The sequence below is a fragment of the Kribbella rubisoli genome, from assembly GCF_004217145.1.
Classification (GTDB): Bacteria; Actinomycetota; Actinomycetes; order Propionibacteriales; family Kribbellaceae; genus Kribbella; species Kribbella rubisoli.
Genome location: NZ_SHKR01000012.1, coordinates 868,948 through 882,301, shown reverse-complemented (window position 1 = coordinate 882,301; position 13,354 = coordinate 868,948). Strand labels below are relative to the sequence as shown.

16 protein-coding genes are annotated in these 13,354 nt (G+C 67.4%); 9 read left to right on the top strand and 7 right to left on the bottom strand.

Going from position 1 to position 13,354, the window contains the following annotated elements:
- The first annotated feature begins 18 nt into the window (after positions 1 to 18).
- Positions 19 to 1,059, top strand: a complete 1,041-nt coding sequence (locus tag EV645_RS18510) for an NAD-dependent epimerase/dehydratase family protein (protein WP_338419146.1) — start codon at positions 19 to 21, stop codon at positions 1,057 to 1,059.
- Here the strand turns inward: EV645_RS18510 and EV645_RS18505 are convergent.
- From EV645_RS18505 to trxA, 4 genes are all read right to left on the bottom strand, one after another.
- On the bottom strand, positions 1,031 to 2,380 hold the full coding sequence (locus tag EV645_RS18505; protein WP_130445125.1) for a hypothetical protein: 1,350 nt from the start codon (positions 2,378 to 2,380) through the stop codon (positions 1,031 to 1,033). The genes EV645_RS18510 and EV645_RS18505 overlap by 29 nt on opposite strands.
- The gene (locus tag EV645_RS18500; protein WP_130445124.1) at positions 2,377 to 2,730 is read right to left on the bottom strand and encodes a hypothetical protein; all 354 of its coding nucleotides are present in this window, start codon (positions 2,728 to 2,730) and stop codon (positions 2,377 to 2,379) included. The genes EV645_RS18505 and EV645_RS18500 overlap by 4 nt, the downstream gene beginning before the upstream one ends.
- 95 nt (positions 2,731 to 2,825) lie before the next feature.
- Positions 2,826 to 3,443 carry a DUF1345 domain-containing protein gene (locus tag EV645_RS18495; RefSeq protein WP_130445123.1) on the bottom strand — a complete coding sequence of 206 codons (618 nt, stop codon included), beginning with the start codon at positions 3,441 to 3,443 and terminating at the stop codon, positions 2,826 to 2,828.
- A 15-nt stretch (positions 3,444 to 3,458) separates the two neighbouring features.
- The gene (gene trxA, locus EV645_RS18490; protein WP_130445122.1) at positions 3,459 to 3,884 is read right to left on the bottom strand and encodes a thioredoxin; all 426 of its coding nucleotides are present in this window, start codon (positions 3,882 to 3,884) and stop codon (positions 3,459 to 3,461) included.
- A 76-nt stretch (positions 3,885 to 3,960) separates the two neighbouring features.
- On the opposite strand from trxA, the gene EV645_RS18485 reads away from it, so the two are divergent.
- Genes EV645_RS18485 through EV645_RS18475 form a run of 3 tightly spaced genes read left to right on the top strand, consistent with a single transcriptional unit; the run spans position 3,961 to position 6,257 of the window.
- Positions 3,961 to 5,205, top strand: a complete 1,245-nt coding sequence (locus EV645_RS18485) for an FAD-dependent monooxygenase (protein WP_130445121.1) — start codon at positions 3,961 to 3,963, stop codon at positions 5,203 to 5,205.
- Positions 5,159 to 5,905: an META domain-containing protein gene (locus tag EV645_RS18480; protein WP_130445120.1), complete on the top strand. Its 747-nt coding sequence runs from the start codon at positions 5,159 to 5,161 to the stop codon at positions 5,903 to 5,905. Before EV645_RS18485 ends, EV645_RS18480 begins: the two co-directional genes overlap by 47 nt.
- Positions 5,906 to 5,936: 31 nt before the next feature.
- Positions 5,937 to 6,257 carry a hypothetical protein gene (locus EV645_RS18475; protein WP_130445119.1) on the top strand — a complete coding sequence of 107 codons (321 nt, stop codon included), beginning with the start codon at positions 5,937 to 5,939 and terminating at the stop codon, positions 6,255 to 6,257.
- Here the strand turns inward: EV645_RS18475 and EV645_RS18470 are convergent.
- Positions 6,246 to 6,836, bottom strand: coding sequence for a DUF2278 family protein (locus EV645_RS18470; protein WP_130445118.1), 591 nt, complete (start codon positions 6,834 to 6,836; stop codon positions 6,246 to 6,248). The two genes, EV645_RS18475 and EV645_RS18470, sit on opposite strands and share 12 nt — an antisense overlap.
- 128 nt (positions 6,837 to 6,964) lie before the next feature.
- Here EV645_RS18470 and EV645_RS18465 point away from each other — a divergent pair, with 128 nt between their 5' ends.
- On the top strand, positions 6,965 to 7,288 hold the full coding sequence (locus EV645_RS18465) for an NAD/NADP octopine/nopaline dehydrogenase family protein (RefSeq protein WP_130445117.1): 324 nt from the start codon (positions 6,965 to 6,967) through the stop codon (positions 7,286 to 7,288).
- A gap of 96 nt (positions 7,289 to 7,384) precedes the next feature.
- Positions 7,385 to 8,182 (top strand): ABC transporter substrate-binding protein, encoded by a 798-nt coding sequence (locus tag EV645_RS18460; protein WP_130445116.1) that lies wholly within the window; start codon positions 7,385 to 7,387, stop codon positions 8,180 to 8,182.
- Here the strand turns inward: EV645_RS18460 and EV645_RS18455 are convergent.
- Complete coding sequence (locus EV645_RS18455; RefSeq protein ID WP_130445115.1) at positions 8,160 to 9,494, bottom strand: FAD-dependent oxidoreductase; 1,335 nt, start codon at positions 9,492 to 9,494, stop codon at positions 8,160 to 8,162. The two genes, EV645_RS18460 and EV645_RS18455, sit on opposite strands and share 23 nt — an antisense overlap.
- Before the next feature lie 149 nt (positions 9,495 to 9,643).
- On the opposite strand from EV645_RS18455, the gene EV645_RS18450 reads away from it, so the two are divergent.
- From EV645_RS18450 to EV645_RS42780, 3 genes are all read left to right on the top strand, one after another.
- Entirely contained in the window at positions 9,644 to 9,982 is a 339-nt protein-coding gene (locus tag EV645_RS18450; protein WP_130445114.1) for a hypothetical protein, read from the top strand.
- Between the two features lie 98 nt (positions 9,983 to 10,080).
- Positions 10,081 to 10,875, top strand: coding sequence for a class I SAM-dependent methyltransferase (locus EV645_RS18445; RefSeq protein ID WP_130445113.1), 795 nt, complete (start codon positions 10,081 to 10,083; stop codon positions 10,873 to 10,875).
- A 316-nt stretch (positions 10,876 to 11,191) separates the two neighbouring features.
- Positions 11,192 to 11,494 (top strand): hypothetical protein, encoded by a 303-nt coding sequence (locus EV645_RS42780; RefSeq protein ID WP_242000497.1) that lies wholly within the window; start codon positions 11,192 to 11,194, stop codon positions 11,492 to 11,494.
- On the opposite strand, the gene EV645_RS18435 is transcribed toward EV645_RS42780, so the two are convergent.
- On the bottom strand, positions 11,495 to 13,303 hold the full coding sequence (locus EV645_RS18435; protein ID WP_198681682.1) for a sigma-54-dependent Fis family transcriptional regulator: 1,809 nt from the start codon (positions 13,301 to 13,303) through the stop codon (positions 11,495 to 11,497). It lies immediately after the preceding gene.
- Positions 13,304 to 13,354: the final 51 nt, after the last annotated feature.

The following is a 13,354-nucleotide window of genomic DNA, read 5'->3' as shown; positions in this document are numbered from 1 at the left end:
AGTCTAGGCACGGCGGGCGTGGACATCGTAGTGCGGTGGTCGGGGCGGTCTGGGAGACTTGGCCGGGTGACTGGACTGCGGGTTCTGTTTCTGGGTGGGACTGGGATTATCAGCTCGGCGTGCTCGCGGCGCGCTGTCGAGGTGGGGATCGACCTCACGGTCGTCAACCGCGGCAAGACCTCGAGCCGGCCGCTGCCGCCGGAGGTGCGGCAGGTCAGCGCCGACATCGAGGACGCGGCGGCCTTCGCCGAGGTTGCCGGGCAGGACTTCGATGTAGTGGTCGACTGGCTGGCGTTCACCCCGGAGCAGGTGCGCGCCCGGACCGATGCGTTGCGTGGACACGTCGGCCAGTACGTCTTCATCAGCTCGGCATCGGCGTACCAGACGCCGCCCGCCCGGTTGCCGATCACCGAGTCGACGCCGTTGCGGAACCCGTTCTGGCAGTACTCGCGGAACAAGATCGCCTGCGAGGACCTGCTGACCGCGCTCTACCGCGACGAGAACTTCCCGGTCACGATCGTGCGGCCCTCGCACACGTACGACCGCACGCTGATCCCGTTCGACGGCGGCTGGACGATCGTCGACCGCATGCGCCGCGGCGAACCCGTCGTCGTCCACGGCGACGGGACGTCGCTGTGGACGCTGACGCATCACCGCGACTTCGCCCGCGGGCTCGTCCCGCTGCTCGGCCACCCGCGCACGCTCGGCGACACCTTCCAGATCACCTCCGACGACGTCCTGACCTGGGACCAGATCGCGCACACCCTCGCCGCCGCGGCCGGAACGACGGCACAGATCGTCCACGTCCCGTCCGACGCGATCGCCGCCGTCCATCCGAGCTGGGGCGCCGGCCTGCTCGGCGACAAGACGCACTCGGCCGTCTTCGACAACAGCAAGCTCCGCCAGGTCGTCCCGGACTACGTCGCCACGATCCCGTTCGAGGTGGGTGCCCGCGAGATCATCGCCTGGTACGACGAGGACCCGACTCGGCAGCGCATCGACCCCGCCATCGACGAGGCCATGACCGCGCTCATCGCGCAGTACAGACTCGATCGCTGACCAGCCTGGCGGCGGCGAGCGGTATGCCGATCCGCTCGGCGGGCGGCATTCCCTGCGCCATCAGACTGGCCTGGATGGCTTCGTACAAGGTGTGAAAGGTCAGCGCCCGATTCGGATCCAGCATGCTGTCGATCTGCTCGGAGCCCAGACCCCACGTTGCGAGCGCCCGGCGTACGTCGCCTGCATAGCTTGCGCCCGCTCCTGCGATCGGCAGTGCAGATTTTGCAACCGCGTCGACAAGGCGCTGATCCGGGCTGCACTGCAACTGGTCCAGCAGGCTGATCGTCCGCAGATAGTCGACCGGGTGCGACGACGTGACGTCGCGCGCCGCGGCGTACTGCTCCCACTCAAAAGGCTGTGCCGACTCGGAAAAGTCCGACGACAACTCTGTCGCCTTGAGGAACGTGCCGATGAAGTTGTCGGCATACGACTGCAATTCCGGATCAACCTGTTGCAGCAGGTACGACGCCCTCGTGGCAGCAGCCGGATGCGTGACGCCACGGCGTACGAACAGCGCCTGCTCGGTCGAGTGGATCGCCAGCATCGCCATCAGCGCGCCGGTGAGGGCCGACCGCTCGAAGGGCCCGGCCGCACGACGCACGGTGCGGAAGGCGAACTCGTCGGCCTCCATCTCCAGCCGCTGACTGTCCGAACAGACGGGCAGGTGCTCGCCGGGCGAGAACCCGCTCGGCGCCGACGAATGCCCGAGCACGTGATGGCTGAGCTCGTGCGCAACGATGAAGCGCGCCGCGTTCATTCCCACCAGATAACTGGTGAGCATCGCGCGCCGGGATGTACGCCAGCCGAGCTTGCCGGCGAGACCGAAGACGCGTTGATTGACGTTGTAGTACCGCAGTAGGCCGATCAACAGGCTCTCGTCGCGGGCGGTCGTGCCCCGCCGGAACCAGGCGGCCTTGGACCGCGTGACCACTCCGGCGTACTGGCAGTAGAGAAAGGCAAGGCTCAGCACGGCGTCGGAGATCATCGCGAGCCCGGACCCGTCGCTGAACGGCGTCAGCTGCGCCGAGACCTCCTCCCGGAGCGTCGACCCGACCCGAGCGGACTCGAGCTTGTCGGTGTCGGCGCCCAAGTCGCGCATCGCCGACCGGACCTCTTCGGAGATCGTCATCAGCAGACCCTTCATCGGGTCGCCGTGCTTGCCCTTGTCGAACCGGTCGAAGCCGCGCTCCATCTTGCCGAGCGTCTTCAGACTCGCGGTGTCCCCGAGCTCGACGAGCTTCGCCCGCATCTGTTCCAGCTCCACCGACCGATCCGGCTCCAGCATCCGGTACCGCCGGTCCGCCATCGTCTCGTCGCTCATGGTTTGGGCGGCGCTGTCGCGCAGAAGGTGCCCAGTCCGATCCGCGCGATCAGTACTGCGAGGATCGCCGCGCTCACGGGGTCGTGCCCGTGTCCCTGCAGCAACTCGTAGACCGCGCCGCCGTCGATGACCCGGTCCGAGGTCGACGTACCGAGGAGGCCTTGGACGACCTCCGCATGGCAGACGATCCGCTGCAGTTCACGCGTCTTGTTGGCGAACCAGGATCGGCCGAACTTGCGGTGGCTGTCGCGGTCGTCCGGGGAGACGCCGAGCCCCTCCCCCAGCAGCGCCGCTCCCAGGCGCTCGTACAGCTCGTCGTCGGTCTGGCCCCAGTACGTGTCGACAGTCATCCAGTCCCCTCCGGCCCGGCCCTGCGTCGAGCCGGTTCCCCCCGGGACGACAGTCGTTACATCGCGTCACACGACGCAGCGTTACTGTCCGTGCCTCAGCTGGTCACGATGCCGGCGACGAGGTTGATGGTCGCGGCGAGAATGACCGTCCCGAAGACGTACGAGAGCAGACAGTGACGCAGTACGACGGAACGGATGGCCGAGCTGGACACGCTCGTGTCGGAGACCTGGTAGGTCATGCCGAGGTTGTAACTGAAGTAGAAGAAGTCGCGGTACGCCGGACTCTCGTCGCTGTTGAAGTCGATCCCGCCGACGGGCGCTTCGTAGTAGAGGTGGGCGTAGCGGGCGGCGTACATCATGTGCAGGACGGCCCAGTTCATGAAGACGCCGGCGAGGCCGATCGCGGCGGCGACGTTCTGGCCGTGCGAGCGCCCGAGAATCAGGATCAGTGCGATGACGGTGACGGCGCCGATTGCCAGCGCCACCACGAACAGCTCATCGACGGCCGGCCGGAAATCCTCCCGACCGACGTGCCGGCGGGTAGCGTCGGCGTCCATCGGCCACAACACGATGACCGCGCTGATCACGAACGCGGCCCCGATCACCGCGATCGCCGCCAGAGCACCCAGCGGCACGCTCCAGATGACCGCAACGATCGCGCCGACGACGCAGCCGATGAGCACGGAGACGAGCTGCCGGGCATTCGCGGTCATCGAGGCTCCCCGTGATCAGTTGCTCAGGGCATCTTCCAGCCAGGGACGGAGTACGGCGGCCGGTGCCGCGCCGATGTGGGTGGCAATCGGTTTGCCCTGGCGGAAGACCATCAGCGTGGGGATCGACCGGATGTCGAAGTGGCGCGACACGTCGGGCGCCTCGTCGGCGTTGATCTTCACCAGCTTGATCTGGCCGGCCTTCTCGGTGGCGAGCTTCTCGAGGACCGGGCTGACCATCCGGCACGGCCCGCACCACGGCGCCCACACGTCGACCAGGACCGGGGTGCTGGACATCTCGACGACCTCGGCGAAGTCCTTGTCACCTGCGTGAACCATCCAGGGCAACGGCTTACCGCACTTACCGCAGACCGGTTTGCCGTCGGCGGTCGCCTGAACGCGGTTCTTCTGCCCGCAGTGTGGGCACGACACGATTTCAGCCATGCCACATTCTCCACCTCCCCGTGTCGAAAGTGGGTCGGCGGCTCCGATCAAGGAGTGACCCGAGGGAGGCATACTCATGCGGATTCTGATCTCCGGCGCCAGTGTCGCCGGTCCGGTACTGGCGTACTGGCTGACCAAGTACGGCTTCGACGTCACCGTCGTCGAGCGCGCACCTGTACTGCGCAAGACCGGCGGCCATGCCGTCGACCTGTTCCGGCCCGCGGTGGACATCTCGGAGGAGATGGGCGTGCTCCCCCGCATCGAGGAGCGGGCCACCGGCACCGACCGGATGACGCTGTACCGCGACGGCGTACGACGTCCCGTGCGAGTGGACCTGTCCAAGGTGTTCGGCGGCACGTCGGACCGTCACCTCGAGGTACTGCGTGACGACCTTAGCGAGATCTACTACGACGCCTGCGATGGGGCCGAGTACATGTTCGACGACTCGATCACTGCGATCTCACCCGACGGCGAGGTGGAGTTCGAGAACGCGGCACGGCGTCGGTTCGATCTCGTCATCGGTGCGGACGGGCTGCACTCCAACGTACGGCGCATCGTCTTCGGCGAGGAGTCGCAGTACAGCTCGTTCATCGGGGCGTACCTCGGCGTACTGACGTTGCCGAACGCCGCGGGGCTCGACGGTGAGATGGTGATTCATACGGGCATCGGCCGTACTGCGGGGATCTACGGCGCGCGGCACATCGAGGATGCGCGGGCGTTGTTCCTGTTCCGGAGTGAGCGCGAGCTCGATTACCACCACCGCGACGTACCCCGGCAGAAGGAGCTGTTGCGGGCGGCGTTCGACGGCATGGATCCCGAGGTCGACGGCTGGCTTGGGGAGCTAGACCGCACACCCGCCTTCTACTTCGACTCGATCACCCAACTCCGCATGCCCACCTGGTCCCGCGGCCGGGTAACCCTCGTCGGCGACGCCGCCTATTGCCCCGGCCCCGCCGTCGGCGGCAGCACCACCCTCGCCGTCGTCGGCGCCTACGTCCTAGCCGGCGAGCTGGCCCGCGCCGGCGGCGACCACGAACGCGCCTACCCGGCATACGAAGACGCCATGACCGCCCACGTCACCGCCAGCCGCGCCGTAGCCCTCAGCGCCGCCAAAACCCTCATCCCCACCTCCCGCCTCGCCATGGCCGGCCTCGCCCACGGCGCCCGCCTGATCTCCACCCTCCCCTCAGCACCAAGCCGAGCCCTCCTCCGCCTAACCACCAAAAGCGCCCGCGTCTACAACTCCATGACCGTCGAGAACTACACTCCGACCGATGGCCGCACCGATCGGCAAGACGTACCTGTCCACCGCCGTGACTGAGAACGGCTCCCCCAAAGAGCTGGTGCCGAACACGCACATCCGGCTGGAGTTCGCGCGCGTTCCCAACCAGAACGAAGAAGGCCCAGAGGTGTACGACGTCCTCCGGGCGTACGCCGGCTGCAACAAACTCGGCGCGCACAGCGAAGCCGGCACACTGCTGGCCGACGGCAGGCTGTGGATCATCGGCTTCGGCAGTACTGCGAAGGGTTGCGAACCGGCACGCCGAGATCAGGACGAGTGGTTGAAGACGTTCCTGATGAGCAACCCGAGCTGGCAGGTGTACGGCGACGAGCTCACACTCATGTCAGCTGATACGACGATCACTCTGCTGGACCGCAAAGTCGCCGAGCCCGACTTCCCGCTCGACGCTGTCCGTTGGAAGGTCATCACCACGATCACCAACGGCGACCTCTTCCACTACCACCACCAGGCCGCCGACGCGTGGATCACCTTCGACGGCGACCAGCTGACGGGCTGGACCGGTTGCAATGAACTGTCCGGCACCTTCACCCGCACCAGCACAGACCTGACCTTCACCAGTGTCACGATCAGCGACCACCCGTGCACGGGCGAAACCGAGGCGGTGCACGCCGCGATCCTGGCCACCGTCGGCGGCACGGTCACCTACACCATCGATCACAACCGATTGATCCTGCTGAACCCCACCGGCATCGGCCTCGACCTCAAAGCGGTCGGCTGATCCTGAGCTCGCGCACGGTCTGTCTCCGGTCATGCTCAAGGACGAGGGTCTGCCGGCCGCCTTCCGGGCGCTGGGCGAGACCGATGATCTGACCGTCGGTGAGCTGCCGGTGCGGCGACTCCCGGACGTGCTTGAGACGACCGCGTACCTGCTCGTCGCTGAGGTGACCCGGCAAGGGGCGAGGTTCGTGACAGGTGCCGTGGTCAACGACTGGTTCTCGCTGGATCTTCGGGTCCAGGCCGAGCGGTTGGAGCTGGGCGAGCTCCCGGACCGGGTACGAGCCGTCGACGGCACGCTGGAGGTCCGCCCAGGGCACGTCGTACTGCGGGTGCCGTTGAGGTCAGACCGGTAGGCCGTTGTCGTCTGTGGTGAGGACCTGGGGTTTGAACTTGGTGAGGAAGGCAACTAGTTCCCCGTCGGCCCGTTCGATGATGGTGCCGCCGTCTTGCCAGATGGCGTCGAGGTGCTGGAACTCGCCGGGTGGGTCGCCTTGGTTGTAATGGATGTCGTGGACGCCGAGGCCCTCGTCGTACGGGGCGCCGTACACGTAGACGCGGCGCGAGCCGGTCAGTAGCTGCTCGAGCAGGTCCAGCGCGTTGTCCGCAGTACTCTCCACCCAGCCGGACTGCGACGATCCCAGCAGCGGTGAGCGGAGATAGTCGAGCGCACCGGAGTCCGGCGTGCTGTCGAGCAGGTGCCAACTGTCAGGCAGTGCGGCGGTGGCGGCGAACAGCTCCGCGTCGAGATAGCGCACCTCGCGATACTCCACAGGTACGCCGCTTGGCGTCGACACGTCCACGGCACCTTCGTACTCACCCGCGGGCGCCGCGACGTACATCTTCCCGTGGTACCACGAGCCGAAGTCGTTCGGATCCTCCCGCGCGAACCGAACCAACCGTCCAGCGAGGACCCCGTAGCTTGCAAGTGGCATCGTCTCTCCCCCTGTCGAGATGGTACGCCCGGGACCTCCGGCACAGTAGAGCTCGGCGCGTGAGGTACGCCGTTCTCGGGGGCTGGCCGCGGAGGTCTTCAGCCCGGCACTCGTGCTGACGAAAGCGACTGCAAGCGACTGCAAGCCTCGCGAACGCCAACCACGTGCCGCATCCCGCTGTGACGCTGGCAAACCTCGCCAGGATCGATGCCGCGAGCCCCTTCACACTCTTCCGCGAAGGCATGTCGGCGGCGACCGAGCGAGTGGTGGTTGCCATCGACAACGAACGAGGCCTCGCGGTCCTGGAACAACTCGCCCGCCACCTCGGCGCACCCGTCCCGGTCACGACCGCCACCGTCACCGCCCTCAGCGCCACCACAGCCACCGACCTGCGCGCCGGCACCGCCGTACGAGCCAAGGCCCTGCCAGCAACCGTCGTGAAGTTAGGCTAGCCTTACGTCACTCTGCGGTGCGACGCAGGTTTCCGTGCGTGACGTCGCGGCGATGATGGGACTGCGGATCGGCTCGACGAGAGGGATGGTGCCCGGATGACTTGGTCGTTCGACGACGATCGTGAGCAGCACATCGAGACAGCCAGTCGGCCGACCCGGGTGCTCGCCTACGCCCAGGCAGCGCAGACGCTCGCGAGTCTCGGCGTACCGGTCGTGGGGTACTTCGGCTCGCAGCATCACGCGGACAGCGGCGCGACGGTCGGGCTTGACCTGCCGTACGTCGGTGGCGGTGACGCCGTCGACGACGATCTGGTCAAGTCCCTCGATCCCGATCTCGTGGTGAGCGTTACGTACGGCGGCGAGGTGTACGGCCTGTCGGAGGGCATTGCCGCCAGGGTCGCCGGGCTCGCGCCGATCCTCGCGATCGGCATCGCCGGGGGCCGGACGCTCGACTCCGTCATCCAGCGCTTCCATGAACTGGCCGAGGCGCTCGGGGCCGACGTAGAGGATCCCGCCACGGACATGACGTCGGCGCCGACCGAGCTGCGGGTGGTCGCCCTGTCCGGCGGCACCGACACCGACGCGTACGTCGCGAGCCCTGCGTACTGGCCGAGCCTTCGCATGCTCGCCGACGCCGGTGTGCAGTTCACCCCGACCACCACCGCGGGCGGCTGGGAGGTCGTCAAGTGGGACGAGCTCGCCGCCAAGCACCCCGCCGACATCGTCCTGTACGACCAGCGCCCGAACTCGCTCGGTGCCGATCGTCTGGCCGCGATCCCGGGCTGGTCCGAGGTGCCCGGCGTACGTGCGGGCAACGTGCTGCCGTGGAACCCGGAGCCGCCGCTGACCTACGCGGCGGCAGCATCCTTCGTCAACGGCCTCGCGCAGCGTTGAGCATCTCGTCACGAGGCACGACCTTCACCCGCTCGCGGCCCTGGGCCTGACCCAGCGCGATCTCGTGAGCATCGAGCCGGGCCCAGCCGGCCACGTCGACGACGGGCCCGGGCAGATGCTCGAGGATCGCGGCCGGGTCGCTGATCTCCGGCGCCGGCAGCTGGTCGAGGTCCTCCAGCAGACTGGCGATCGTCTCCGCGGCATCCGACTTCGTGTGGCCGATGAGCCCGACCGGGCCGCGCTTGATCCAGCCGGTCACGTACAGACCGGGCAGCGGTACGCCGTCCAGGTCGAGGACCCGGCCGCGGTCGTTGGCGATCACGCCGGCGTGGTGGTCGAACGGGATCTCCGGCAGGTGCGAGGAGAGATAGCCGACCGCGCGGTACACGGCCTGCACGGGCGTATCGACGTACTCGCCGGTGCCCTTGACCGTGCCGTCGCCTTGGAGCTGCATCCGCTCGGTGCGTAGACCTTCGACCCGGTCGGTGCCGAGGATCTCGATCGGCGCCTGGCACAGGTGGATGTGGATCCGGTGCGGCGCGCCCGTCGGTTCGGCGTCGAGGTGCTTCAGCAGCGTGTCGACGACGAGCCGGGTGCTCTTGCTCGAGCTGATCGCGGCCTGGCTCGCGTCGTCAATCTCGAAGCCCTCGGGATGCACGATCACGTCGACCGACGGCGAGTGGGACAACTCCCGCAGCTCCATCGGCGTGAACTTGATCTGCGCCGGACCGCGCCGCGCGAAGACGTGGACGTCGGTCGCCTGATTGAGCTTGAGGCCCTGGTAGACGTTGTCCGCGATCTCGGTGCTCAGCTGCTCGTCGGCCGGCTTGGCGAGCATCCGGGCGATGTCGAGCGCGACGTTGCCCGCGCCGACGACCGCGACCTCGCGAGCATCCAGCGGCCAATCACGCGGTACGTCGGGATGCCCGGCGTACCAGCTGACGAAGTCCGCGGCGCCGTGGCTGCCCGGCAGCTCGACCCCCGGGATATCGAGCGATCGGTCCGTCATCGCGCCAGTGGCGAAGATGACGGCGTCGTAGTGCCGGCGCAGATCGTCGAGCTTCAGGTCGGTGCCGTAAGCAACGTTCCCGACGAAGCGGATCCGGTCGCGGTTCACCACCCGGTGCAGCGCCTTGATGATCTCCTTGATCCGGGGATGGTCCGGCGCCACGCCGTACCGCACGAGCCCGAACGGCGCCGGCAGCCGCTCGATGAGATCGACCAGCACCCGCGGATGCTCCTGGGCGAGAATGTCAGCGGCATAGATTCCAGCCGGGCCGGCACCGACCACGGCGACCCGAGGGTCCGTCACGATTCACTCCATAAATTAGGTAAGCCTAACCTAGTCAAAATGACGGATTTTGACATCCTTTGAGACTCACTTCACAAGGCGATCACCGACAGCTAGCCTCCGAGGTGGAGAAACCCTGACTTCTCCGCGTACGCCGAAGGAACCGTTCGATGGCCAGCTTGGCGAGTTACACGACCCTGTACGTGACCGCGGTCGGACTGAATGGCGACCCCGACCTCAAGCACATCGCTGCCGTGCGGTGGGACCCCGGCAGCCTCGACCCGGAGGAGTCGTCGCTCGCCGACTTCGTCCAGTGGCTCGACCGAGGCGCCGGCCGCGCCTTCGTCCGCCGCAGCGACGGCACCCGAGGCCCCCGCGTCCGGGTGAACTCCGACGGCATCACCCGCTACCTCCGCAGCAACCCCGACGACCGCTCGAACCAGGACGAACTCCTGCTCCTCCCCACCTGGCAACTCCACCGCTCGAGGAAACACTCCCGCCGCGTGTGAGGCGTGACCAGCGATACCAGTGGTCTGATTTGTAGACCATTGGTATGGCTGGTTCTGCCGTATGGTCCCTGGTAGGAACTCACCTGCAAAGGAGCCTGATGAGCAGCCACCAGGGAACGGCAGGGCGGTCGGCGGACGGGAGCGCGGGGGACGCGGATTACGGGCGGATCGGTGGCGGCTACACGTCGTACCGGCAGCCTGAGCCGCAGATCGAGGCGGCTATTCGCGACGCGCTCGGCGACGTACGGACCGTCCTGAACGTCGGCGCCGGTGCGGGGTCGTACGAGCCGCGCGATCTCGAGGTGACCGCGGTCGAGCCGTCGGCGCAGATGCGTGCGCAGCGGCCGGCCGGCCGGGTCGAGGCGGTCGACGCGACGGCGCAGGACCTGCCCTTCGACGACGACACCTTCGACGCCGCGATGGCGACGTTCACCGTCCACCAGTGGCCCGACCTGAGCGCCGGCCTGACCGAGGTACGCCGGGTCACCCGCGGCCCGGTCGTCGTACTGACCTGCGATCCGACGCTGTTGCAGAAGTTCTGGCTGTACGAGTACGCGCCCGAGGCCATCGACGTCGAGGCCGGCCGCTACCCACCCGTCGACGCGATCGTGTCCGCCCTCGGCGGCGGCATGGTCATGTCGCTGCCCATCCCCCTCCTCTGCACCGACGGCTTCGGCGAGGCGTACTACGGCCGCCCCGAACGCCTACTCGACCCCGGCGCCCGCAAGGCCAACTCCGCCTGGAGCTTCGTACCCCCCGAAGTCCACACCCGCTTCGAATCCCACCTGACCCGAGACCTGGCCAACGGCACCTGGGACACCAACCACGGCCACCTCCGCAACCAATCCCACTTCGACGGCTCCCTCGTCCTAGTCATCTCTCCCGGCAGCTAATCCTTTGTGTAGGTAGAGCCATCCCAGGACAGTACGGTGTGATCGGAGGTGGGTGGGTATGGGGTTTTCTGTGCGGGCGTTGGACGCTGACACCTGGGCTGCGTTTGCTGAGTTGGTTGAGGCTAATAACGGGGTTTGGGGTGGGTGTTGGTGTATGGGGTTTCATGTGAAGCTCGGGAAGGGGCGGACTGCGCAGCAGAATCGTGAGGAGAAAGAGGCGCGGGTTCATAGCGGGGACACGCATGCTGCGTTGGTGTTCGAGGGTGAGAAGTGTTTGGGGTGGTGCCAGTTCGGGTCGCCTGAAGAGTTGCCGGAAGTGAAGAGTCGTCGGCTGTACGAGAAGGGTCTGACAACGCTGCCTGACTGGCGGATCACCTGCTTCTTCACCGGCAAGGGATTGCGTGGACGCGGCGTCGCAGATGCTGCGCTCGGCGGCGCGCTGGCGCAGATCGCGCAGTACGGCGGTGGCGTGGTCGAGGGCTACCCAGAGGAGACCGACGACCGCAAGGTGTCCGGCTCGTTCCTGCACACCGGGCCGATGTCCGCGTTCGAGAACCACGGCTTCACCCGCACCCGACCAATTTCCCCGCACCGCTGGGTCGTCACCCTCACCGTGTGATCAGGTTGACGGCGGCTGGATCCCGTAGTCGTGGATCTTGCGGTAGATGGTGGCGCGGGACATGCCGAGCGACTTCGCGGCGTGACCCTTGTGCCCGTCGTTGGCGATGAGGCTGCGAATGATCGCGTCGCGTTCGAGCGCCTCCAGCTGGCTCAGGCTGCGGCGGCTGATCGCCTGCGCACGAGCCGGCAGGTCCGCAGGCGTGATGACTCCGGTACGACGACGCCGTACGACGACCTGTTTGAGCATCTGGCACAGCTCGGCGGTGTTGCCGGGCCAAGCAGAGCGCATCAGTTGCTGCATGGCATCCGGCCCGCACGTCAGCTCGCCGTGGCTCAACTGGTTGAGGAAGTACGGGACCAGCTCGCGGACATCCTCGATGTGGTGTCGCAGCGGCGGCACCTCGACGGTCAGCGGGAAAAGCGACAGCAGCTCATCAAGGTCAGGAGTGTCGGCGTCGTCCGACGTGAGGGTAAGCGCGATCCACGGCGGATCGGCCGGCCGGCGTTCGAGTACGTCGTACAGCGCAGCGATCGTTGCATCGACACCGCTCGCGTCCAGGCGCTCGACGTGCCGGATCACCAACGCCTGCACCGAATCATCGGCCAGCTCGGACTCCAGCTCGGCGGCGAACCCGTCACCCACCCGAGCAGCGTCGACAACGTGGAACAAGCCGGCCGGGTTGTTCTGATGATGCGCGGCGCGCGCCAGCATGACCTTGCCGGTCCCCCGCTCGCCGGTCAGCACGACCCATTGGCCGGCCCGGCACGCGTTGTCCACTTCACGACTGCTGCCCAACCACGGCGCACTACGCCCCACGAGCCCAGGAAGAACTGGGCGCGGCGGCGGACGATGCCCGGTGGCCGGCGTACGAACGCCGACGCCCGGCGAATGCGGGCTGACCTGAATGATCCCGCCGCCACCACGACCGCCGGACGTGACCGGGCGGCACATGATCCGCACCCAGGAACCGGTCGGCAGCTCGGCCACGATCGCCTCGGTCGTACCGCGGGCCAGCATCTCGCCCGCATAGCCGATCACGGCCCGCTGGTCCGACGCATCGAGCGACTGACCGGCCTTCGCGTTCATCAGCAACAGGTCGTCGTCGACCGCGATCACCATGTCGCCGAGCCGGCGTGAACTCTGCAGATACGCCTGCAACAGCGAGATCTCCCGCGCGGAGCTGTCCTTGAGCAGCGCGGCCCGGATGTTCTCCGCGGTGGTCTTGGCAAGCGCCATCAGCAGCGATCCGGCGTCCTTGCGCCAGCAGGTCAGATCGATGGCGCCGATTGTCTTGCCGTTGACCGGGTGCTTGATCGGTACGCCGGCGCACGCGAGATCCTCGAGATCCTCGGCGTAGTGCTCGTGACCGAACACGTGCATCGGCCCGCCGCCCTCGAGCGCGGTCCCGATGCCGTTCGTGCCTGCGAATTCCTCGGCGTAGCTGAAGCCCGGCGCCAGGAAAACCTTGTCCAGGTACCGGGCCAGGTTGGTGTCAGCGGTCAGCCGCTCCAGGACCATGCCGGTCCGGTCGGTGAGGATCACGCTGATCGGCTGGCCGTCGAGGTTCTGGTGCAGTTGCTGCAGTACGGGCGCGGCGCTGCGGGTCAACGGGATGTCGAGGTCCGGGTCGGCGACGTACGGCAGCGTGATCCGGTCGGCCGGCAGCTTCCACCGCCGCGACCGTACCCAGGAGGCAAGGATCGGCGGCCGGACATCCTGCGGCTTGACCGGATCGAGGGTGAGGAAGTTCAACCGGGCCGTAGCTGCCCGCCGGTTGTCCTCCATCGAGGGGGCGATTTCATCCACGGGGCCTCCCACCAGGTCACGTCCCGTCAGTCCGAGAGTAGTGCAGCCGGA